The organism is Alkaliflexus imshenetskii DSM 15055 (assembly GCF_000517065.1).
Taxonomy (GTDB): Bacteria; Bacteroidota; Bacteroidia; order Bacteroidales; family Marinilabiliaceae; genus Alkaliflexus; species Alkaliflexus imshenetskii.
The window spans coordinates 543,469-566,488 of record NZ_KI912105.1; the positions used below are offsets into that span (position 1 = coordinate 543,469).

16 protein-coding genes are annotated in these 23,020 nt (G+C 43.3%); 7 read left to right on the forward strand and 9 right to left on the reverse strand.

Translation table 11 applies throughout. From position 1 onward, the window contains the following. Positions 1-151: 151 nt before the first annotated feature. Positions 152-712 carry a cob(I)yrinic acid a,c-diamide adenosyltransferase gene (locus ALKIM_RS0102440; protein WP_026473264.1) on the forward strand — a complete coding sequence of 187 codons (561 nt, stop codon included), beginning with the start codon at positions 152-154 and terminating at the stop codon, positions 710-712. Between the two features lie 84 nt (positions 713-796). Further along, on the forward strand, positions 797-1,018 hold the full coding sequence (locus ALKIM_RS0102445; RefSeq protein ID WP_026473265.1) for a DUF2795 domain-containing protein: 222 nt from the start codon (positions 797-799) through the stop codon (positions 1,016-1,018). 39 nt (positions 1,019-1,057) lie between these two features. Here ALKIM_RS0102445 and ALKIM_RS0102450 read toward each other — a convergent pair whose 3' ends face one another. The 5 genes from ALKIM_RS0102450 to guaB all read right to left on the reverse strand — a co-directional run bounded on the left by ALKIM_RS0102450 (position 1,058) and on the right by guaB (position 8,915). Further along, a complete protein-coding gene (locus tag ALKIM_RS0102450; RefSeq protein ID WP_044117697.1) occupies positions 1,058-2,644 on the reverse strand; it encodes an OstA-like protein in 1,587 nt (528 codons plus the stop codon). Positions 2,645-2,691: 47 nt separating this feature from the next. Continuing rightward, positions 2,692-4,050, reverse strand: a complete 1,359-nt coding sequence (locus tag ALKIM_RS0102455) for a peptidylprolyl isomerase (RefSeq protein WP_026473267.1) — start codon at positions 4,048-4,050, stop codon at positions 2,692-2,694. Between the two features lie 31 nt (positions 4,051-4,081). Beyond that, complete coding sequence (locus tag ALKIM_RS0102460; RefSeq protein ID WP_026473268.1) at positions 4,082-4,939, reverse strand: hypothetical protein; 858 nt, start codon at positions 4,937-4,939, stop codon at positions 4,082-4,084. An 89-nt stretch (positions 4,940-5,028) separates the two neighbouring features. Continuing rightward, a complete protein-coding gene (locus tag ALKIM_RS0102465) occupies positions 5,029-6,972 on the reverse strand; it encodes a foldase protein PrsA (RefSeq protein ID WP_026473269.1) in 1,944 nt (647 codons plus the stop codon). 473 nt (positions 6,973-7,445) lie between these two features. Beyond that, positions 7,446-8,915: an IMP dehydrogenase gene (gene guaB / locus ALKIM_RS0102470; RefSeq protein ID WP_026473270.1), complete on the reverse strand. Its 1,470-nt coding sequence runs from the start codon at positions 8,913-8,915 to the stop codon at positions 7,446-7,448. Positions 8,916-9,054: 139 nt separating this feature from the next. Between guaB and ALKIM_RS0102475 the strand changes: the two genes are divergently transcribed. From ALKIM_RS0102475 to ALKIM_RS0102495, 4 genes are all read left to right on the forward strand, one after another. Further along, positions 9,055-9,870 carry a hypothetical protein gene (locus ALKIM_RS0102475; protein WP_026473271.1) on the forward strand — a complete coding sequence of 272 codons (816 nt, stop codon included), beginning with the start codon at positions 9,055-9,057 and terminating at the stop codon, positions 9,868-9,870. A 218-nt stretch (positions 9,871-10,088) separates the two neighbouring features. Next, positions 10,089-17,156: an Ig-like domain-containing protein gene (locus ALKIM_RS0102485; protein ID WP_084555779.1), complete on the forward strand. Its 7,068-nt coding sequence runs from the start codon at positions 10,089-10,091 to the stop codon at positions 17,154-17,156. A gap of 5 nt (positions 17,157-17,161) precedes the next feature. Continuing rightward, positions 17,162-18,103: a PorP/SprF family type IX secretion system membrane protein gene (locus tag ALKIM_RS0102490; RefSeq protein ID WP_162148784.1), complete on the forward strand. Its 942-nt coding sequence runs from the start codon at positions 17,162-17,164 to the stop codon at positions 18,101-18,103. Between the two features lies 1 nt (position 18,104). Beyond that, positions 18,105-19,637 (forward strand): PD40 domain-containing protein, encoded by a 1,533-nt coding sequence (locus tag ALKIM_RS0102495; RefSeq protein ID WP_026473274.1) that lies wholly within the window; start codon positions 18,105-18,107, stop codon positions 19,635-19,637. Positions 19,638-19,644: 7 nt separating this feature from the next. On the opposite strand, the gene ALKIM_RS0102500 is transcribed toward ALKIM_RS0102495, so the two are convergent. Both ALKIM_RS0102500 and ALKIM_RS0102505 read right to left on the reverse strand, forming a co-directional pair. Continuing rightward, positions 19,645-20,022 (reverse strand): DUF3127 domain-containing protein, encoded by a 378-nt coding sequence (locus ALKIM_RS0102500; RefSeq protein WP_026473275.1) that lies wholly within the window; start codon positions 20,020-20,022, stop codon positions 19,645-19,647. A 124-nt stretch (positions 20,023-20,146) separates the two neighbouring features. Further along, positions 20,147-20,608 carry a peptidylprolyl isomerase gene (locus ALKIM_RS0102505; RefSeq protein ID WP_026473276.1) on the reverse strand — a complete coding sequence of 154 codons (462 nt, stop codon included), beginning with the start codon at positions 20,606-20,608 and terminating at the stop codon, positions 20,147-20,149. Positions 20,609-20,818: 210 nt separating this feature from the next. Between ALKIM_RS0102505 and ALKIM_RS0102510 the strand changes: the two genes are divergently transcribed. Further along, positions 20,819-21,403: a plasmid pRiA4b ORF-3 family protein gene (locus ALKIM_RS0102510; RefSeq protein WP_026473277.1), complete on the forward strand. Its 585-nt coding sequence runs from the start codon at positions 20,819-20,821 to the stop codon at positions 21,401-21,403. Positions 21,404-21,490: 87 nt separating this feature from the next. Here the strand turns inward: ALKIM_RS0102510 and ALKIM_RS0102515 are convergent, their stop codons facing one another. After that, positions 21,491-22,306 carry an FKBP-type peptidyl-prolyl cis-trans isomerase gene (locus ALKIM_RS0102515; RefSeq protein WP_044117698.1) on the reverse strand — a complete coding sequence of 272 codons (816 nt, stop codon included), beginning with the start codon at positions 22,304-22,306 and terminating at the stop codon, positions 21,491-21,493. A gap of 52 nt (positions 22,307-22,358) precedes the next feature. Further along, positions 22,359-22,952 carry an FKBP-type peptidyl-prolyl cis-trans isomerase gene (locus ALKIM_RS0102520; protein ID WP_218916654.1) on the reverse strand — a complete coding sequence of 198 codons (594 nt, stop codon included), beginning with the start codon at positions 22,950-22,952 and terminating at the stop codon, positions 22,359-22,361. Between the last annotated feature and the right edge of the window lie 68 nt (positions 22,953-23,020).

Genomic DNA, 23,020 nt, shown 5'->3' on the forward strand with positions numbered 1-23,020 from the left:
AACTTCATATAACCAAAGGCTTAAACATACTATTTTCACATGAAACGAGCCATGAGTAACTATAACTCACAAAGGGGCATGATTATTAAGGCGAGTTCCATCCCGATAAATTGGGACAAGTTCTGACAACTGAAAAACAAAATTTAAACAGATGAAAAAAAGCTTGATATATACTAAAACCGGCGACAAAGGCACCACCGGCCTCATTGGCGGAACAAGAGTTGAGAAAGACCATTTCAGACTAGAGGCCTACGGCACTGTGGATGAGCTAAACGCTCATATTGGCATGATACGTTCATATCCTATTGATGAAACATCTGCCGCAACGATTGTGCGCATTCAGCACCTACTCTTCACAATTGGCTCCTATCTGGCCACCGACGAGTCGGTTTCGGACTTACGTGCACGCCTTAATACCGATGAGAAAGAGATAGAGTTTTTGGAATATGAAATGGATCGCCTCGAAGACGCACTACCTCCATTAAGAAATTTTGTAATCCCTGGTGGACATGGAGCAGTATCGCAGGCACATATTTGCCGAACAGTTTGCAGAAGAGCAGAACGTCGCGTGGTTTCCATGTCGGGCGAAGTTCCGGTTGATGAATGGGTAATCAGATACCTCAACCGTTTGTCAGACTATTTCTTTGTATTATCGCGACATTTATCAAATTATTTCGGAGTTAATGAAATTCCATGGATATCGGGCTTGTAAGAATGAATTTTTTTTATAATTTCGCCGTAATCAGAAAAATTAAACGAAACAAAATATTGTTTAAGAGTTAAAACCCGAATAACTATGTATTGGACTCTTGAATTGGCCGCTAAGCTAGAGGATGCTCCATGGCCAGCTACCAAAGAAGAATTAATTGATTTCGCCATCCGTTCAGGTGCACCTCTTGAGGTGATTGAAAATCTTCAGGAAATTGAAGATGAAGGTGAGATTTATGAGAGCATCGAAGACATCTGGCCGGATTATCCAAGCAAGGATGACTTTTTCTTCAATGAAGATGAATATTAATTTAACAAAAAAGGAGCTGAAATTCGGCTCCTTTTTTTGTTATCTTTTAGGTAGGGTTCTATCGAATAAGAACTCATTATAATTTATTTGCTCCACCGACTCTGGCGGGGCATCTCTCAGAAATATGTCCTCTCTGCGCTTTGGACGATACTCTTCGAGCCATCTGAAACCACTTAAAAAGCGTCCATCGCGCTTAACCAAATATGGTGGATTAAGATTTCCGGATGGCTGTGTGCGCAAAATAATACCCGTCACCTGATTGTCTTCAAGTAATATGCTTAAAGTACTTGCTTCGGCACGATTCATCCCAATTATTACATTGTCTTCTTTAGGATAGTAGATAGTCTGGCCGTTGCCATCCACATCAATACGGTAAAGTTTATTGTTGCGAATGTGACCAGTCATATTGCGACCTTTAATCTGGTTATAACTCCCCGTATCCTCAGGCGCAATCACAAAACTGTTTTCCAAAAGCTCGGCCTTAAACAAAGCCCTGTTTCGGGTATGAAGCCTAATAGTGTTAGCTGTCATCTGATTGCCTTGTGCCCAAATCACCGGGTCTTTATAGAAACTATTGATCGAATCCTTTAGATCATAGACCATTGAATCACATCTCCCTTGAAAATCGGGGCGGTAAAACTTCACATTGCGGTATGCACGTATCCTTTGAAACTCAGTATCGGGAATTGGATCCACCCTAAGAGTATCTGCATGCAGAAATAGCGTATCGTTTTGGTGAACCTGCATTAAAACAGCTCGCCGGGTAGCCAATGCTCTTTTGGTCAACTCATTATAATAACCATAGTCGCCGGTCACTATTACATGGTTGGTAGTATCGTGCAAGAACATATTGGAAAAAACCTCCCCAAAACCACTGCGGCGATCATAAAAAATTGTATCCCCTTTAAGTGTTTGTTCTTCGCCCTCGATGGAGCCGTTGCGTTCCAAACGTGCCACGTCATTCTTTGTGTCATAATAACCGGCTTCGGCATAAATCACGTTGCGTTCGCTCTTAATGGTTGTAGGGCCTACAATTTTCACTATTTCGGGAACGGTAAAATATAAAAGCGTATCGGAATACATCACATATTGCGGGTTTGTTACAACCACATTGTCGCGAAAATGGGCCTCTTCGGTTTTGGGATAGTAGTATCCCCATGAACTCACAAGAATATTGTCGCCACTCGTAATTTTTCCGCCATTGTAATAATATGCCACATCGTTACGCCGGTCATAATCCAGAAAGTCAGTAGTAAGTACAACCTCTCCGTTCACCATGCGGACATTTTTACGCACCATCGCTTTATCTTCATTCCCTCTGTAATACAACACTTTACCATAGAGATGTATGGAGTCATCCTGAATTACGTGAATGGAACCATAAGCATGAACCATATTGGAGTCACGATAGAAAAAAGCACTGTCGCAATGCATTAGCGTGCGATGATGACGGAAGCGCACATTACCAAAGAGCGCCTGCACATTTTTGCCAAAACGCTCAGAGGCTTCCATGACATCGGCATGCTCAATGTGTATAGTGGTTCGTCCACCCCTTTGCTGCTGGGCTGGCACAAAACCAACCCATAAGAGTATCAACAGCACGGCGAAAAATCGAATAAACTTCATTAAGGAAGAGTTATTTAATCTCCGTATTTATAGGCTAAACCGGGGTTTTATTTGCGCCATCCTTCAAAGTCGAACCGGCAATTTACCCAGTTTGGACTAATTGAAATGTAGGTCTCGTGTTGCTTCTTAATTATCCATTGGTGAAATGTCTCCTCCCGTTTTTGATTTTCGAGAAGGGTTTGCAACAGCTGATAGTCATCCCGAATATTTGCACGGTGGGGTTCGTTACGCGAGCGCAGTTTTACCAGCGCAAAATAGTCTTTACCCAATCGTTCGTCCTTCATCATGAAGGCATTTGAAACGTCACCCACTTCCATATTTTCGATTTGGCGGTTGATGGCAGGAGCAATATGCGGTATTTCAAACTTAGTGGATTGATTCATTGGGTTTACCATCAAGCCTCCATTGATACGTGTATCTTTATCCATTGAGAACCGTATTGCAGCCTCTTCAAATGACATTTTTCCATCTCTGATGATGGTGGCAATAGAGTCGGCACGTTGTTGGGCCTCAACAATGGCAGCCGGACGGGGTTTTGGACGTAAAAGAATGTGGCGCACATTTATCCTGTCGCCTTGACGTTCAATAAGCTGAATGATGTGAAAGCCAAACTCAGTTTCAACAATTTTTGAGACCCTTCCAGGTTCCTGAAGGTTAAAAGCAACCTGCGCAAACTCTGGTACAAGCTCAGCACGGGCCATGAAACCGAGCTCGCCTCCTCGTGCAGCCGACATTGGGTCTTCTGAATAGAGCACCGCAAGTGTGGCAAAATCACGACCGTCGGCTACCTGGCGTTGATACTCACGTAAGCGCGCCTTCACATTTTCTGTATCCTCCAACTCAATTTTAGGAAACAGAGTTATTTGTTGTACCTCAAACTGAGCAGGTACCATCGGAAGACTATCCTGTGGCGTACGTCGATAAAAAGCTCTGATTTCGGCAGGTGTAACTCTGATATCTTCTGCAATTTTGCTCTGCATTTGTTGCGTCAGCATTTGGTTACGTACCATTACCCGTTGCTCGCGTTTTATTTGGTGCAGTGGTTTGTTAAGCCACTCTTCAAGTTTTTCGCGTGAACCGGCGCGATTAATAAACTCATTAATCTGGCGGTCAACCTGCATGATAACCATGTTTTCACTCACCTCAACACTATCTACTTTCGCTTGTTCTAAAAGTAAATTTTGCATAAGAAGCTGCTCAAAAATGTGACATTTGAGATCTCCGGTAAAGGATACTCCCTGCATCATGGCCTGTTGGTACTGATACTCCACATCGGATCGAAGAATGGGGTTGTCACCAACAACAGCAATCACTTCATCAATCACATTGGATTGGGAACGTGCCGCAGAAGACACAAATAAACCTAAAACAAACAAGCTAAGTAAACGGGGCTTCAATAATAACATATTTCAAATTTTGTGGTCAAAATTAAGAAAACTAATGGAAATTCACGATTTTATCACGTAATGCTTCTTCATAAAGGTCTTGTCCAAGGCGCTGAATGAATTCCATACGTTTTTTGTTCAATAAAATGGCTTTGATTCTATCTTCAACATAATTTAATGGTGCGGTGCTGCCTGCAAGTTTATAATCGTGCACCGAAAAGTAATAATTATAGAGCGAATCTCTGGCTTCATGATTTCTTGTCCAACGCAGGAAGCTCTCCTGGTTTCGGATTGGCTCAGGCAGTAATGCATTGATGCGATTAAATGACACCCATGTTTCAATAAACTGCTCATACTTTCGGGCATATTGAAACGAATACGCCTCGAGGTTAATAATATCTTCCTGTTTCAGGGAGCGATACCACCGGCGAAGCTGATCCTGATTTGGTGCATTCACGGGCACTTTTATAAATACGCCCTTTATGATATTATCCTGCAGATTAAAATTATCCTGCATCTCGTTATAATACTGGGCTATTTCCCGGCTGGTAACCAAAGGGGAGTGTTTCTGATCAAGCATTTTTTGCTGATAGAGATGAACCAATAGGGAGGTGCGGTACTCATCGAGCAGCCGCTCCACATTTTTTTCGGCTGGTGAAAGGTTGAGTTCTGCCTGCCTGAGCATTAACTTGCTGCGAACCCAACGGCCAATAAAATCATCGGCAAGGGCAATACTATCGCTATAACTAAGGTTTTCAGGGATGGCGTTCTTCAAATCTCCAAAAGTGAGTGTGCTGCCATCTACTGTTACGATGGGTCTTTTAAGTTCATCATCCTTTGGAGAGCCACAGCCCAACATTGCAATGAAACCCAAAGCACACAAATACACGGTAAATTTATTAGCCATCATCTCTAGCTCTTGTATAACTTAAACTTGCTACTAATAATCCGATTCACCATCGGAACAATTATTGTATCAGCAAAAAAATGCCTTCCAATCTATTTTTTGCGTTTCTTAATCAGCTTGTAATTAAAAACTGGCTGATACTTTAAGTTCAATGATTCTACCCACTCTGCTTCAAGCCTGTTTTGATAAGCACTCATTACCTGACCTCTTACCTCTTCAAACAGCGGTACTGGGTTTGAACTGATTTCGCCTTGCCAAAACAACTTATAAGAGCTGGCCGACAAGATGTTTTCGTCAGGTAAAACACTCCCATCCAATGGATTATTTGCATCCATCAAGAAAGGAAAACGCCCTTCGCTACAGGTATAACATTGCTCCGACCGGGCATTGTCTATCAATATTTGTACCAGATTTGCCTGGCTATCCCTTTTTATAGCGTTTGAAGCACGTTTGGCAAGTCTTTTCGTTTTTACTTCACAAATAAATCCGGTTAAAACAGGCGGCTTTGCAAACAACATCGGGTTTTCATTAAAAAGGTTTACCAGGGCGGTGGAATCGCTACCCACCTTTTGCCATACCTCTTTATTACTCAACTCAAATATCAACAATCCGTCATGATACTCATTCACCAGATATCGATACTCAGGTACATTCTTCGCCAAATCGCGTTTCTCAACTTTCAGTATTGCTTCATTTACCATACCATCGAGCAAGCGGTTGACAGCAGGCGCACCTTCAAGTGAATTAAACGAAATGGTATTCTCAATGGCTTCAAGAAACTGATGTAGTTTAAACTCATAATCATGATACCTAAACAACAAGTTATCGCCATCAGACTTTAATCTTTCAATAAAGGCTTTTGAGTTAGAATTATCAGCAATCATCTCTTTAATGATACGTTCAAGCAATGGTTCATTGAGCTTAAATCTGGTGCTGTTTCGTTTTGCGGCAACAAAAGCGTCATGCCCGGTCTGGTCGCGTCCATCGCGCCCCATCATGTTCATGATGGTTGCCCTCTCTGCGGTAAAGTCGCCAACAGGGATGTGCTCCAGTCGTTTAATGATGTGCCAGCCAAAGTCGGTACGTACAGGTGTCGAAATTTCGCCGTCACTGGTTAATTCGAAAGCAGCAAGCGCAAACTCCGGCACCATCTCCTGAAGCGAAAAAGCGCGCATTTCACCACCTTGATTTGCGCTCTGTCCATCGTCGGAATGTTCACGGGCGAGGGATGCAAAATCTTTGCCCTTCAACAATTCATGGTATATTGAATCGATTGTAGCATACGCCTTAGCTTCGTCGCTGGCAGTTACGTTACGTGGAAACATCTTCATAATGTGAGCCACCCGGATACGACCGGGGTTGGGCTGTCGGGAGTGTACCTTAAGAATGTGGTAACCAAAATCGGTTCGTATGATGTCAGATATGTCGCCTTCGGCAGTTGCATAAGCCGCTTTCTCAAAAGGATAGATCATACGAAAAGCAGAAAAATAGCCAAGATATCCATTGTTACCTGCAGCAGATGGATCTTCTGAGTAGGTGGCAGCCAGTTTACCAAAGTCTTCACCAGACAATGCTCTTTTGTGAACAGAATCCATCTTTTGCCATGCTATAAGCGTGTCGGAAGCGGCTGAACCAGGTTGAAGGCGAATAAGGATATGACTTGCTTCAATCATCTCCTGCATATTACGGTGTGCTTCACGAGCTACCTTCTCCAGTGCAACAGAATCAACCAGGAAAGAAGTTTTAAGGTCTTCGGCATATTTTCCAAACTCCTTAACAAACGAAGGCACTGTGTCCAGCCCCTGCTGTATTGCCTCTACAACCTTCAGTTTATAATTTATAAAACGAACAGCAAAATCTTCAGGCGTTTCATTAAAACCGGGCAAATGACGGTTCTTGTTATATACATGCCAAAACTCACCTTCGGAAAACTGGTGGTTACCAATGGTGAGAATATTGCGATTATCTTGTGCAGATACATTTGCAGCACTCAGAAAAATAAAAAATGAGACAAGGGAAAAGAATGTACTTTTCATAAAAAAAACATTTTTTAAAACCACTAATTCAATAGCCGGAGCTAATCTTAATATAGAACTGACGCAAAGTGCGACATGCAAAACAACCACCGACAGGGCATGCTCATTTGTTAGAGACTGTTTAATATTTGTATAACAATTTATTTCAAGAATTTTAGATATTAGATATTTAGAAAAACAGAAAATAAGACAAATCTAATCATCATTCTCAATGATACTATCTATCTAAAATCTAGCACCTTTGAAACCACATCATATTTTACTAACTAAATCTAAACAGTTGCTTAAACATTCATTGAAACTCCGAAATTAAAAACACTTTTAGTCACACTAAAAAAACGCCAAAAATTAATCATTTTTTTGCGGGTTCACAACAAAAAGCACCTGGTTGGCTCATCAAATAAAAAATGGGGAAACCCTTTATATAGCTTCCCCATTTGAATATGTTATATAAAAACATTCGTAATCAGACCCTATCGGGAGTAGTTAGGAGCTTCGCTGGTAATTGTAACATCATGAGGATGCGACTCCTCAACCCCTGCATTTGTAATACGCGTAAACCTGGCGTTGTGAAGATCTTCAATGTTTGCGGCTCCGCAATATCCCATTCCAGCTCTTAAACCACCAATTAGCTGATAGATTACTTCATAAAGCGTACCTTTATAAGGAACACGTGCTGAGATGCCTTCGGGGACAAGTTTCTTAATGTCATCCTCCACATCCTGGAAATATCTGTCCTTAGAACCTTTTTGCATGGCTTCGATGGAGCCCATTCCACGATAAGTTTTAAACTTTCTACCGTTAAAAATGATGGTTTCGCCCGGTGACTCCTCTACCCCGGCAAACAATGAACCAGCCATCACAGAGTGTGCACCCGCTGCCAATGCTTTGACAATGTCGCCGCTATACCTGAGTCCACCATCGGCAATCAGAGGCACTCCAGTACCTTTTAAAGCTTTTGACACTTCATAAATTGCAGATAACTGTGGAACACCTACACCAGCTATTACACGTGTGGTGCATATTGAACCGGGACCAATTCCAACTTTAACGCCATCGGCACCGGCTTTTATCAAATCGGCAGCAGCTTCGGCAGTAGCAATGTTACCAACAACAACTTCGAGCTCGGGATGGCGGCGCTTAGCCTCCTTGAGTGTTTCAATAACTCCTTTGGAATGACCGTGAGCTGTATCGATGACAATGGCATCTACATTGGCTTTTACCAGAGCTTCGATACGCTCAAACGTATTAAACGTAACACCTACGCCGGCAGCTACACGAAGCCTGCCTTTTTCGTCCTTACAGGCAAACGGCTTATCCTTTGCCTTGGTAATATCCTTGTATGTTACCAGACCTATCAGTTTGTTGTTTTTGTCAACAACAGGTAATTTTTCAATTTTATGTTGCTGAAGAATTGCCACAGCACGTTCCAAGTCAGTAGATTGATTGGTAGTAACAAGGTTTTCGCTCGTCATTACCTCATCGATAAGGCGGTTAAGATTAAACTCAAAACGCAGATCCCTGTTTGTAACAATCCCTACCAGATAACCATGTTGATCAACCACTGGGATGCCGCCAATTTTATATTCGCTCATCAGCTTTAATGCATCGCCAACAGTACGACCTTTGGTGATGGTAATGGGATTATAAATCATACCATTTTCGGCACGTTTTACAACTTCGACCTGACGGGCTTGTTCTTCGATGGTCATGTTTTTATGAATCACACCAATTCCCCCTTCACGTGCAATGGCGATGGCCAGCCTCGATTCAGTTACTGTATCCATTGCAGCAGATACAATTGGGGTATTTAACTGGATGTTTCGGGAAAATGCAGTAACCAGGCTTACATCACGTGGCAATACTTCAGAATAAGCCGGGATAAGCAATACATCATCGAATGTTAATCCGTCCGATACAATTCTATCTTCAATAAACGACATGGGAGAAGCTTTTGGGTGTTCGTAATAAATTTTGGCAAAGGTACACAAAAATATTGTACACGAAAGATGTTCAAACGGCTTTACCGCTAAAAGCATATTTTTATATCTTTGCCAATAGATGTATAAAAAATACAGAAAGATGGACTTTACACTCAGGACGATTTCAATTTTCTCGTTGGTTGTATTATTTGCCTGCGGTCCTTCGCGACTGGAAGAAGCCGGGCGCAGACTCGAAGAAGCACACAAGCTCAGAGAAGCAGGTAATTTTAATCTGGCAAAGTTGAAGCTGGATACAATAATTAGGGAGTATGACGATCAGTCTGAAAAAGTGGTACTTGCCCGTGAGTTGTTGCGTCAAATCAATATCAATGAACAGGAAAGAAGTCTTCATTTTCTGGACAGTATGCTATTGGTAAAAGAAGATCTGCTCGCACCCATGATGCGTAACTTTTTACTGTCAGACGAGTATGGTACCGAAAAAATATTGATACACAGACGTCAGAGGCCTGAAAACAGCTTTAACCGCACCTTTTTAAGAGCCCACTTAAATGAGGCTGGAGATTTTTTCATCTCAAGCAGGTATCACGGTACCAACTGGATAAACCATCGCCAAATAAGAGTATATATACGCGATCAATCTGTTTTATCGGAGGCCATTCCAGAGGATGGATTCAATAACAGGAGATTTGAAGATGGTCAGGACAAATGGGAGATTGTGAACTACAAAGATGGGAAAGACAACGGCATTATCGATTTCATAGCCAAAAACTGGAACGAACCCCTACGTGTACAATTCATTGGTCAGAGACATGAGTACATCATACTGGAACAATTTGACCGTGAAGCCATTCGAGATGGCTACGAGATATCATTTATACTAAAAGACATTCGTGAAATCAAGAATGAGAAACAAAAAACTCAAAACACACTGAACGAACTCAGAAGAGAGCGATAGTATGTGCATGTGTATTTCATCATACCTCACTCAAACCGAAGGAATAGCGAAATAATTCTATTGTTAACACACCCCGAAAACCAATTTAAAACCATTCCAAACTATCACAAAATATTCGGGGTTCACATCAAAATCATACGGTTTTATCAAAAAAGAAGTGCGCATGGCGGTTTGACGTTGTAAATTGGTACCTCCTTACAACTGAAAACAGCCAACTTATGAAGCGTTCTCTACTTCTATGCATATTTAATTTATTGCTTATATTCTCTCAAGTTGCTTTCGCAACTACCCGAATTTCTCCGGATGATTTTTCTTTGGAGGCGAATAAATTCCCTTTATCATACAACAGCCTTTGGGATGACGAATCACACGCGGTTGCCGTCACTATTGAGGCCAATAAATTATCGTACAGCAACATTGGAGAAACCATAACCTACACCATCACTGTTACCAACATCGGAACTTCGCCCCTTACCAATGTTGCCGTAACAGACATATTGGAAAATACCACAACGAATATGGGGCCCTTAGCTCCTGCCGAATTTCTTACAACCACCAGAACCCATTCTGTTACCCAGGCCAATATCGACAATGGCTCTGTTGCAAACAGTGCATCAGTAACATCAACAGAAGGAGCTAATGCAAATAGCACCATTCTAACAATTCCGGCAAACCAAATTACAACGGTTACAGCAACCATCAACTCCTCCTCCCCATCAAACTTCTCAACACCAGGAGAAAGCATTACCTATAATGTAACCATACAAAATACAGGCAACGTTACGCTAAACAACATAAACGTTACTGGCACAAAGGATGGAAGCACGCTTTCCACTATTGGGATTATCACCCCCGGTTCATCAGAAACAATAAACTTTACATACATTACCACACAGAGCGACATTGATGCCGGAAGCGTGGTGAATGCTGCAAAAGTTACGTCAGCACAAATTACAGAGACCACATCGGGAAGTGTGACCACAACCGCTACGCAGACCAGAACTGTGGCCCCTAACATCACCAATGCCACGCCGGGCTCGTTTGCTACAACCGGAACGACAATCACTTACTCGGTTTCGGTGGAGAACACGGGCAATGTTACACTCACAAACCTATCCGTGACTGGCACTAAGAGCGGAAGCACTGTGGCAACGATAACCTCGCTGGCACCTGGCGCCACCGCCAACACATCATTTACATACAACACCACACAGAGCGACATTGATGCCGGAAGCGTTGTGAATGCTGCAAAAGTTACTTCGGCACAAATTACAGAGACCACATCGGGCAGTGTGACCACCACCGCTACGCAGACCAGAACTGTGGCTGCTAACATCACCAATGCCACGCCGGGATCGTTTGCTACAACCGAAACGACAATCACTTACTCGGTTTCGGTGGAGAACACGGGCAATGTAACACTCACAAACCTATCCGTGACTGGCACTAAGAGCGGAAGCACTGTGGCAACGATAACCTCGCTGGCACCTGGCGCCACCGCCAACACATCATTCACATACAACACCACACAGAGCGACCTTGATGCCGGAAGCGTGGTGAATGCTGCAAAAGTTACGTCGGCACAAATTACAGAGACCACATCGGGAAGTGTGACCACAACCGCTACACAGACAAAAACAGTTACAGCATCCATAAATGCCAATAAATCCTCTTACAGTTTGGTTGGTGAAACCATCACATATACCATAACAGTCAACAACACCGGAAATGTCACACTTACCAACATTGTTGTGACTGACGCACTATCATCTACGCAAACAATCATTCCATCAATTCTTCCGGGAGCCAGTGCCACAAGCACGCGAAACCATGTGGTGACCCAGACAAACATTGACAACGGCTCTATTGTCAATTCGGCCTCTATCACTTCAGCTGAGGGTGCTACGGGCAATACCGGGAATTTTACACTCAATGCCTTAAAAGATGAAGGAGTTGTAGCTGTAATGTCGGCTAACAAGTCACAATACTCTACAGTAGGAGAAACCATCAACTACACAATTACAGTAACAAACACCGGAAACATTACACTTACCAACGTAACCGTAGTTGACATCCTCTCTTCCACCCAAACAACTTTTGCCTCCATTGCCCCCAACGGAGGCGTCGCAACTACAACCAGAGTGCACTCTGTAACCCAACAAAACATTGACAATGGACAGCTTGTCAATTCTGCCACAATCAATTCGACACAAAATGTAACTGGCTCTACCGGCAACTTTACGATTACAGCCCAACAAAATAAGGTTTTAACGGTATCAGTAAACCATAGCCCATCTACATTTTCAACAGTTGGTGAAACCATCACCTATAACATTGAGGTTAGAAATACAGGTAACACAACACTTAGTACCATTACTGCTACGGATAACCTGACAGGACTGAATCAAAATCTGGGAACACTGGCACCAAATGCGGCCTCAAATTTTGCAACCACATACAATGTAAATCAAAACGACATCACCAATGGCAGCGTTACCAATACAATAACTGCTACATCGGGAGCGCTTCAATTCCCGAAAGAACACATCGTTAATGCGGTACAAAATCCAGCATTAAACATTACCGTTACCCCATCAAAAACCACTTACCGTAAGGCAGGTGAAGCAATATCATATAACATATCTGTAACCAATACCGGTAATGTTCCGCTAACGAACATCAACGTAAATGAATCGTTAACAAGCTACAACAATGTAGTTGTGAGTTTGATGCCCAACACCAGTTTTTCATTTGTTACAAATTATACTACAACCACCAACGACCTAAACACGGGTGTAATTAATAATAGTGTAAGCGCCACAACAGTTTTTGGCTCCACCAACGTATTAAGAACTGTCACAAGCAGCATAAACGTAAACGCCTCCGACATCGCATTAACATTACTGGCTGACAAATCGACTCCAAACGTTGGCGAACAAGTTGCATATACCATTACAGTGCTCAATAATGGCCCTGACAATGCTACAAACTTATCGGCATCGACGACACTTTCCAATGGACTGAACTATCATTCACATCAAACTTCAACCGGTACATACATCTCAACTACCGGACAATGGAATATCGGGAATTTGAATGCTGGCAGTCAGGTAACACTCATCATCACCACTGTTGTTAACACTCCGGGGGCTGGCATTACGTATAATCATGCTGTAAACACTACTGTAGATCAACATGACCCAATCACATCGAACAACCAGGCAAGTGTCACCATTACACCCCAACAAGCAAACCTATCCATTACCAAAACAGCAAACGAATTAAACCCAAATGTGGGTCATCAGGTTACCTTCACCCTAACAGCCGGAAATGAAGGTCCTCATGATGCTACCGGCGTTATAGTTAATGATTTATTACCATCGGGACTCAAATACTTTAACCACCTAACAGCCACTGGAAGCTACAATGCTGCAACAGGGATATGGAACATAGGCGGGTTGTCATCTGGCACAACAGCAACCCTGAGCATTTCGGCAACTGTTGAAACACCGGGCAGCGGCATCAACTTTATAAACACTGCATCAATAAGCGGTGTGCAATACGACCCTGGAACAACCAACAACACATCGCAAGTTGAGATTACGCCTCAACAAAGTGACTTATCCATATCAAAGACAGTAAATATAGAACGTCCTTTGGTAAACAACGAGGTTGTGTTTACAGTCACAGCCTCCAACAACGGCCCAAATACTGCCACCACAGTAATAGTGGCCGACAAGTTACCGGGAGGCTTCAGCTACATTGGTCACAATGCAGCTAAAGGCACCTATGATGCAAACAGCGGTAATTGGAACGTTGGCACACTAAACTCAGGTGAAGCCACTACTTTGGCCATTACAGCATTGGTTAAGGAACCATCTGATGAACTTTCCTATTTAAATGTTGCGCTAATCAGTGCGGACCAGTTCGACCAAAACACCACCAACAACAGTGCACAGGCCTCAGCTATACCGCAAAAAAGCAATCTAAAATTAACCAAAAGCGTGAATAACAACACGCCAGTGGTTAATGAAGAGATTACCTTTACCATCACTCTTACAAACTCAGGACCAGACAACGCCACGGGTATTGAGATCACAGATGTTGTTCCTGTGGGTTACGGCGCAATTTCGGCTATCTCAGGCAATGGAACAGCCACCGGTAACACCATTCGCTGGACAGGCTTAACACTCAACAATGGCGCAACTGTTCAGACTAGCTTCAAGGCAATTGTTCAGCCGCCATCAGGAACCATAGGTGAATATACCAACATGGCTCAGGTCACCAAATTGAATCAGTTTGATCCTGATCATTCAGACAATCTGGCCTATCTGACCCCAAATATCAACAACACACCGCCTGTGGCAAACCCGAATGTTTACACCACCAATGAAGATACGCCTCTTGCAGTTACCGTTGAGAACGGACTTCTGTCGAATGACACTGACATTGACGGCGACGCACTGACGGTGGTAAGTTTTTCAATTGGAGCACAAACACATACGGCCGGAACTACGGCCACATTTACCCATGGAAAACTAACCATTAACGCCAATGGAAGTCTGACTTATGAGCCGGCACTCAATTATTTCGGCACCACATCAGGTATCACCTACACCATCACCGATGGAAAAGCCTATGCCAATGCCAACCTCACGTTTACTGTGCTTCCGGTAAATGACCCTCCGGTGGCCAACGACGATTTTCTATACACTGCTGAAGGCACACCTGCCAACATGAACGTTTTGGCCAATGACAACGATGATGCCGATGGTATCCTGGGTGGTATTAATCCAGCAACACTTCGCATCACCCGTCAGCCCGTCAATGGCACCATCATCATTCTGCCAAACTACAATATCAACTACACGCCCCATGTTGGGTTCTTTGGCGAAGACAATGCAGAGTATGAAATATGTGACAAAGGCCATCCACTGCCACCTCAATGCAGCAGAGCAACCATCCATATTTTTGTGGCAAGGCGCTCTCCTCTGGCTGTAAACGACATTGCCGAAACAAACGAAGATGAGTCCGTTAACATTGACATCCTTGCCAACGACATTGATACTGACATCAATCCCGCAACGGTAAACATTGTTATAAAACCCAAAAACGGCACCGCCGTTTACTTAGGAAATGGCATTGTAAAATATACACCCAATCAGGATTATAACGGCACCGACTTCTTTACCTATACGGTGAGGGATTTCACCAACCTCATCAGTAACGAGGCACGCGTGGACATCACCATCCATCCGGTACCTGACCCTCCTGTTGCACTTGATGGTTGGTATTCAACACCTGAAAACAAGCCAATTGCCATTCCGATAAACGAACTCGTTACAGATCCCGACAATGACGTTGATTTTAGTACCCTGATTATTGTGACTGAGCCTGAATCGGGCGTACTTGAATCCGGCAGCACAAATCAGGAAGTCATCTATACCCCCAAAACAGGTTTTGCTGGTGTCGACTTTTTTGAATTCTACATCTACGACTCCACCGGATTGATGAGTAACACCGCCAGAGTCACCATCCAGATATCCGATCAGGCTCCGGTAGCTGTTGACGATGCTGTAACCATAAACGAAGATGAAACAACCATCATACATGTGTTAAGTAACGACACCGATCCTCAGGACAATATAGATCCCACAACTGTGAGCATCATAACACAGCCAACCAGAGGCTCTGCTGTTCCAAATCCGGATGGAACCATCACCTATACGCCAAACAAGGATTATTATGGAACAGATAGCTTTGTTTACAGAGTCTGTGATTTAACCGGTTATTGCGACGAAGCACGCGTGTCGATTACAATACTTCCGGTAAACGATGCACCTGTGGCTGAGGATGACCATGTTACCATTCTGCAAGGCAGTTCTGTTTTTATTGATGTTTTGGCCAATGATTTTGATGTGGACAACTCGAAAGATGAGCTAAAACTTTCCATTATTACTGAACCTGCAAATGGCTCAGCGCAGTTGGTAGCATCACCGGCAGGTATATTTTACGTACCTGATCCGTGGTTCTCGGGAAGCGACAGTTTCACCTATCGGGTTACAGATACAGAAGGATTATGGGATGAAGCAACTGTGTACATCACTGTTACATGGGTAAATTCACCTCCCACAGCAATGGACGACACTTTTGGCCCAATTAGTGGAGCCGGCATGACCCTTAACATCCTGCAAAACGATACCGACCCGGATGAAAACATTGACCCATCCTCTGTTTCCATCATCACCCATCCTGAACATGGCCAGGTGACAGTAAACACCAATGGCACTGTATTTTATCTGCCTGAGCCTGATTTCTTCGGAAATGACAGTTTTGTTTACTCAGTATGCGATATGGCTGGTGAGTGCGATATGGCAGTTGTAACACTTTTTGTTGTAGCAGGTAACGGACCACCTACCGCCAACGATGTGCACATTGAACTTGATGAGGACACACCCACGCGCATTGAACCATTAACCAACGACACAGACCCGAACAACAACATCGATCCGGCCTCTATAAAAATAATCAGTGGGCCGTTACATGGCAAAATTGAGTTTACGAGTGACGCTGGTTCTCTCCTCTACACGCCAAATGCAGATTTTTACGGAGAAGACGCTTTTGTATATGAAGTTTGTGACTCCGGAGAACCGGTATATTGCGATCAGGCAACTGTGTATATTACCATCAGGCCTGTGAATGATGCGCCCAGACCTATGCCCGATGTGATGTTCCTTTATGATAATACTTCGGCCACCATCAATTTGCTCGACAACGATTTTGAACCGGAAGGAGAAGAGATGACTGCTGTCTTGATTTCAGATGATGTAACAGAGTATGGTAAAGTAACACTTGCCGCCGATGGAACCTTTACTTTCGAGGCGTTTCCGGGTAAGTTTCACAATATAGTAGAGGTGCATTATTTGGCTTGCGACCCACACGGCGCCTGCGCCGAATCTTTTGTAACCATACACATCGAACCATTGGATACCGATGGTGATGGTATTCCTGACCATATCAGCATCCCATCCACTTTCTCGCCCAATAACGATGGTGTAAATGACAAGTGGATCATTCATGGCATTGAGGAGATAGCCAACAGTGAACTGTCGGTTTTTAACCGATGGGGTAGCCTGGTTTACAGTAAAAGCCCGTATGACAACAGTTGGGACGGCCGAGCCTCCACTTCTGTGCTTGGCAGTCAGGTACTACCTGAAGGCACTTATTTCTATATACTCAAAATCAACGATCGCTATTTTAAAGGAAGCGTGTACATTAAATGGTAAGAAAAATGCGTCAACTACTTAAAATTATATTACTCCCCAGTCTGTTACTGATTCTGCACGTGCAACCCGTCAGCGGACAGCAGGATCCCATACTCACGCAGTATATGTTTAACACACTGGCGCTTAACCCGGCATATGCCGGTACCGGCGGCGTATTGAATGCCATGATCACAACAAGGCACCAATGGGTTGGCTTTGACGATGCACCATCCACTCAAACCTTCACGATTCACACACCGGTATCGTCGGCCAATTTTGGTGCAGGCTTATCCTTTATCCATGATAAGATTGGGCCAGTGACCAACACCACCGCCTTTCTGGATTACGCCTATCATTTACACCTTAACAGGCAGGTTAAATTGTCTCTCGGATTGAAAGGAGGGTTTAGCCATTATCAGAAAGATCTTTCGCGTTATATTACCGAAGTTGGAGCCGATGACAATGCTTATTCCGAACCATCAGAAACAAGTTTTCTGCCCAATTTTGGCTTTGGCGCTTATGCATGGTCGGGCAGATTCTATTTTGGCTTATCCGTTCCAAGACTCATCGAAAACCAGTTTGACAATGATGATCAAAACGCATCGACACTAATTCCAAAAGAAAACCGACTTTATCTGCTTATGGGAGGTTTGGCCATTCCCATACACCGTGAACTGGTTCTAAAGCCATCATTTATTCTGAGAGCTACCAACTCGGCTCCACTCTCGGGCGATGTCAATTTGAGTCTTCTGATACGCGACAGACTTTGGACGGGTGCCATGTGGCGTCCCGGTGAAGCAGTAGGCTTGATACTTCAATACCGCATAACTGACCAGTTGAGCGCTGGATATGCTTATGATATAAACACCAATAAATTACTCTCTCAATTTGGCAATACTCATGAAATAATGGTTAGTTTTGAACTTAATTTCCAAAAAGAAAGAGTGTTAAACCCAAGATATTTCTGATATGCTGCAACGGATTCTCATCATCCTGCTTTTAACAACACCTGTATTTGCTGCGTCTCAAAGTCGTGATTTGCAGCGGGCAGACTCTTTTTACAACCGATTTAAGTATCCCAAAGCACTCTCTTCTTATTTGAAGGCCGAGAAAAAAGGCGAATCAGTATATTATGTTACCAGAAGGATAGGTGATTGCTATCGCCACATGAAAATGCCTGAAAAAGCTGTTGAATGGTACCAAAAAACAGTGACTTTTCCCGATGTAGAGCCAGACACCTATTTTCATCTGGGTCAGCTGTTGCGAACCCTTGGAAGATACGAGGAATCGGATGGTTACCTAACCAGATTTTACACCCTCACCCGCACACAGGCTGCCTTTCGGGGATTGTCGCCGGAGGATCACCTTCAATCCATCCTGTCAGATTCCGGACGGGTAGAAATCCTAAGGCTCGACATCAATACCCGCCATTCGGAATTTGCTCCGGCAATTTGGAACAATAAGCTGGTATTCATGTCGAATCGTCCTGGCTCCTCCCCGGTCAGAACAAGAGATGCCCGTAGCAGAGAATCCTTTTTTGACCTGTATGCTGCACAAATAAAATCGCTGACAACATTTGGTCGTCCGGAGTTATTCGACAGCAGACTAAAAACTTCACTCAATGATGGGCCGGTAAGTTTTTCGGCCGATGGCCAGCAAGCCTACATTACGCGAAACACTGGTCGAACCGTGGATGGCGTAAGCGAACTTGACATTGTCGTTGCCCGATTCAGAGACGGGCAGTGGCAAAAAAACACCACAACATTGCCATTCAAAATCAGAGGCTTCTCGATTGCCCATCCGGCTACAACGCACAACAATGAGCGTATCTATTTTGCTTCAGATATGCCTGGCGGCTACGGTGGAATGGACCTCTATTACAGTGAACGGCGCGACGGCTTTTTGTCGCAGCCCGTAAATATGGGGCCACTCATCAATACTCCAGGGAATGAAATTTTTCCTTATGTAGATGAGAAAGGTCGTCTTTTCTTCGCTTCTGACGGACATCCGGGTCTGGGTGGACTCGACATTTTTGTGGCCTTACCTACACCTGACGGTTATGCAGAACCGATAAACCCCGGTCCAGGCATCAATAGTTCCCATGATGATTTCACTATTGCATTTAATGAGGATGGTCTTTCAGGATATTTTGCCTCAAACCGACCATCGGGAAGTAATCAGAACAACCAGAACGACAATCTATATGCGTTCCGCATGATTCGTCCCCTCGAATTCACGATGATTGATGGATTTGTGCGCAACCAAACCACTGGTGCACCGGAGGCCGAAGTGACAATCTCAGTTTCAAAATCTGACGGCACACTTGTCTCTACTTTTGAGAGCGATGAAAAAGGTCGATTTTTGGTTCACTTGCTGTCTGATGTGGAATACAAATTCACCTTCCGAAAAAGAATGATGGAACCATACGAAAAAAGCATAACCCCCACTGACATGAAAGGTTATGCTTCGTATAATCTTCAGGTGAGTATGTCACCCAGATAGAGCTTAATTAAAATGGCAAGTCATCCTGCGCTTCCGCAGGCGGAATATCTGTTTCCTGAAATGGCGGAGGAGCAGGAATTGCACCACCCTGTGCCGCTGCCACACTCTCTATGCGCCAGGCTTCTAAACTGTTAAAATAGTTTACACGTCCATCCTTTTCCCATTTCCGGCCACGAACGTTAAATGATATTTTCATCTGATCGCCAAGTTGAAAAGAGTCGAGTAAAGAACATTTATCCTGAGTTAGCTGGAATTTCAAGAAATCGTTCCAGTCGCTGTTGCGCTCATTCACCACTTCAATCACAAACTCACGCTTCTTAAAATTGGCACTGATGTCAACGGTGTTCTCCTTAACAATCAGGGCTCCTGATATTTCAAAATTCATCTATTAACTTTTAAACTTATTAATACAACGGTTATCTTTTGTGAACGAACCTGCAAATATTTCAGGAGCCGGAAAACTAACCGGACTTAAGTTAGTCAACTCCTTACATCTTCAAAAAAGAGAATTATTCAGCATCCACAATAACAATCTTTTCAATTTTGTCGCCCGCCCTAATCTGATCTATCACATCAAGACCTTCGTAAACTTTACCAAAACAGGTATGGTTTCTGTCGAGGTGAGCGGTGTTTTTGCGGCTGTGACAGATAAAAAACTGTGAACCACCTGTGTTGCGACCGGCATGAGCCATGCTCAGCACACCGCGATCGTGAAACTGATTGTCACCATCGAGTTCACAGTCGATTTTATAGCCCGGGCCACCAGTCCCCACGCGCGGATTTCCGGCTTCACGTGATAGAGGGCACCCTCCCTGAATCACAAAATCAGGGATAACGCGGTGAAACGATAAACCATCATAAAACCCCTCAGTAGCGAGTTTAATAAAATTTGCTACCGTTCCCGGCGCATCAGCATGGTAAAAGTTTACCTTCATCACGCCTTTGGATGTATGAATTTCAGCACTTTGCATAACACTATATTAATAATTGATAAATAATTTCTCAGTTTCACACTCAAAGTGTAAAAATAACCAATTATAACGGGGCAGACAAAAGCCATTTCAATTTATTTTAAACAAACTGAGATTCATTTACATACAAAGACGATAACGACCGCAAGAAATTAATTATCACTCCATTTGAATTAAATAATTACATTTGTATAAATTATTAACTTAACGATGATACAAGTACCAGCGATATACCAAATTAAAATTACTCTGGATGGTGTTACACCAGCTGTCTGGAGACGTATTCAGGTGCCTTCAGACCTGTTTTTACACGATTTTCACAAAGTGATACAAACCACCATGGGCTGGGAAAATGCCCATCTGCATCAATTTACAAAAAATGGTCGCACATTTGGTATTGCTGATGACGAACTGGAGATGTCAGACAAGTTTATGGATTACACATCCATCAGGCTTATGGACATCCTGAAGAAGCGTGGCGAAGAGATTCAGTACATTTACGACTTTGGCGACAATTGGAAGCATAAAATACTGTTGGAGGAGATTCTGGAAGCGGCCAGCGATCAATACTATCCGATTTGTATCGAAGGAAAGCGTAATTGCCCGCCCGAGGATTGTGGTGGCTATACTGGTTATGCCGAACTGCTTAAAGTGATAAACAAACCCGGACATCCGGAAAGAGATGAGTTACTTGAATGGCTTGGCGACGACTATGACCCTGAAGATTTTAACCTCGATATTGTTAATGAATTGTTGATGGAAGATGATTTCGGGTGCTTACCTCTCATCGACTAATTCACTCCCTATAACAAAAAAGCTGTAACATCTTAGTTGACGTTACAGCTTTTTTGTTTGATGAATATCTTTTACTTCAAATATGGATTACTCTTCAATTATTTCGAGCAATTCTACTTCGAAAATCAAAGTGGCATTAGGGCCAATGTCAGAACCTGCACCTCTTTCGCCATAGGCCAGTTCAGAAGGTATGTAAAGTTTCCATTTTGAACCAACAGGCATAAGCTGTAGCGCCTCGGTCCATCCGGGAATAACCTGATTGAGTCTGAAAGAAGCAGGCTCCCCACGTTCTACAGAACTGTCAAATACTTTACCATCGATAAGCATACCATGATAATGACATTTGATGCGGTCTGTTGATTGTGGTTTTGGGCCACTACCCTCAGTAATAATCTCGTACTGCAGTCCGCTCTCAAGCACAACAACACCTTCGCGTGTAGCGTTTTCAGCCAGAAAGGTGATGCCTTTTTGCGCACTCTCCTTTGCCAGTTTATTTGTCTCTGCGTCTTTTGCGGCTCTGGCTTTCTCAAAACTGGAACGAAGAAAAACATCGGCAGAAATGTCGGTAAAATAGGATTTACCATAAGCCAGTTCGTTGATAAAAGCTGTTTTAAACACCTTCTCGTCAAAACCCATGAACTGATCCTTGCGGAAATCAGTATACCCTTCTCTCACGGCAGATTTTGAAAACATACGTGCAGCCGTTTTAGCATCAATCGAGTCAAACACTGAAGTCTCATCAAGTGCTTTTCTGAACTGTTGAGCCTCAAGAAAACCGAGCGCATAACTCACGCTGTCGATGTTGTCTTTAAGCACAACTTTACCTGCACCAGGAACTCGAGAACAAGAAACTGCGGCCAAAAGTGCTACTGAAACCGCAAATAAAAACAGATTTCTTTTCATACAACTAATTGTTAAGAATTAAAGTTTAATGATTTATGTGTGTAATTTAAAATTAGTTTTCGATGGCAATAAGCTCCACATCAAAAATCAAGGTAGCATTGGGACCAATAACGCCTCCGGCTCCTCGCGTGCCATAGGCAAGGTTAGAGGGTATATACAAACGCCATTTGCTGCCTTCGTTCATCAGCTGAAGCGCTTCTACCCATCCCTGAATAACGCCATTTACAGGAAACACAGCAGGCTCGCCACGCTGTACTGAACTGTCAAACACAGTGCCGTCAATCAAGGTACCATGATAATGGCACTTTACGCTATCTTCGGCGCTGGGACGCTCCCCTGTTCCATCATTCAAAATTTCATACTGAAGGCCACTCTCTAAAACAACCACACCTTCTTTTTTAGCATTCTCAACTAAAAAAGCTTCCCCTTCTATGGTAGCTGCCTCATGCTTCTTCGATTCCAAAGCCATAAAATGCTGCTGAAGCAATTGATTGGCTTCATTCATATCCATCAACGGAGTACCATTCTCCAAAGCGGCTTTCATTCCTGAAACAAAATCATCATAATTAACAGACTCCATTCCGGAAGCCATCAAATTTCTGGCAATATTCATTCCCAGTGCGTAACTTACATTGTCCATGCTCATCTATTACATAATATTAAAAAATCCCCGAAAGGTACAATAAATTTCCTTTTCAATTTGTATTTTGAAGT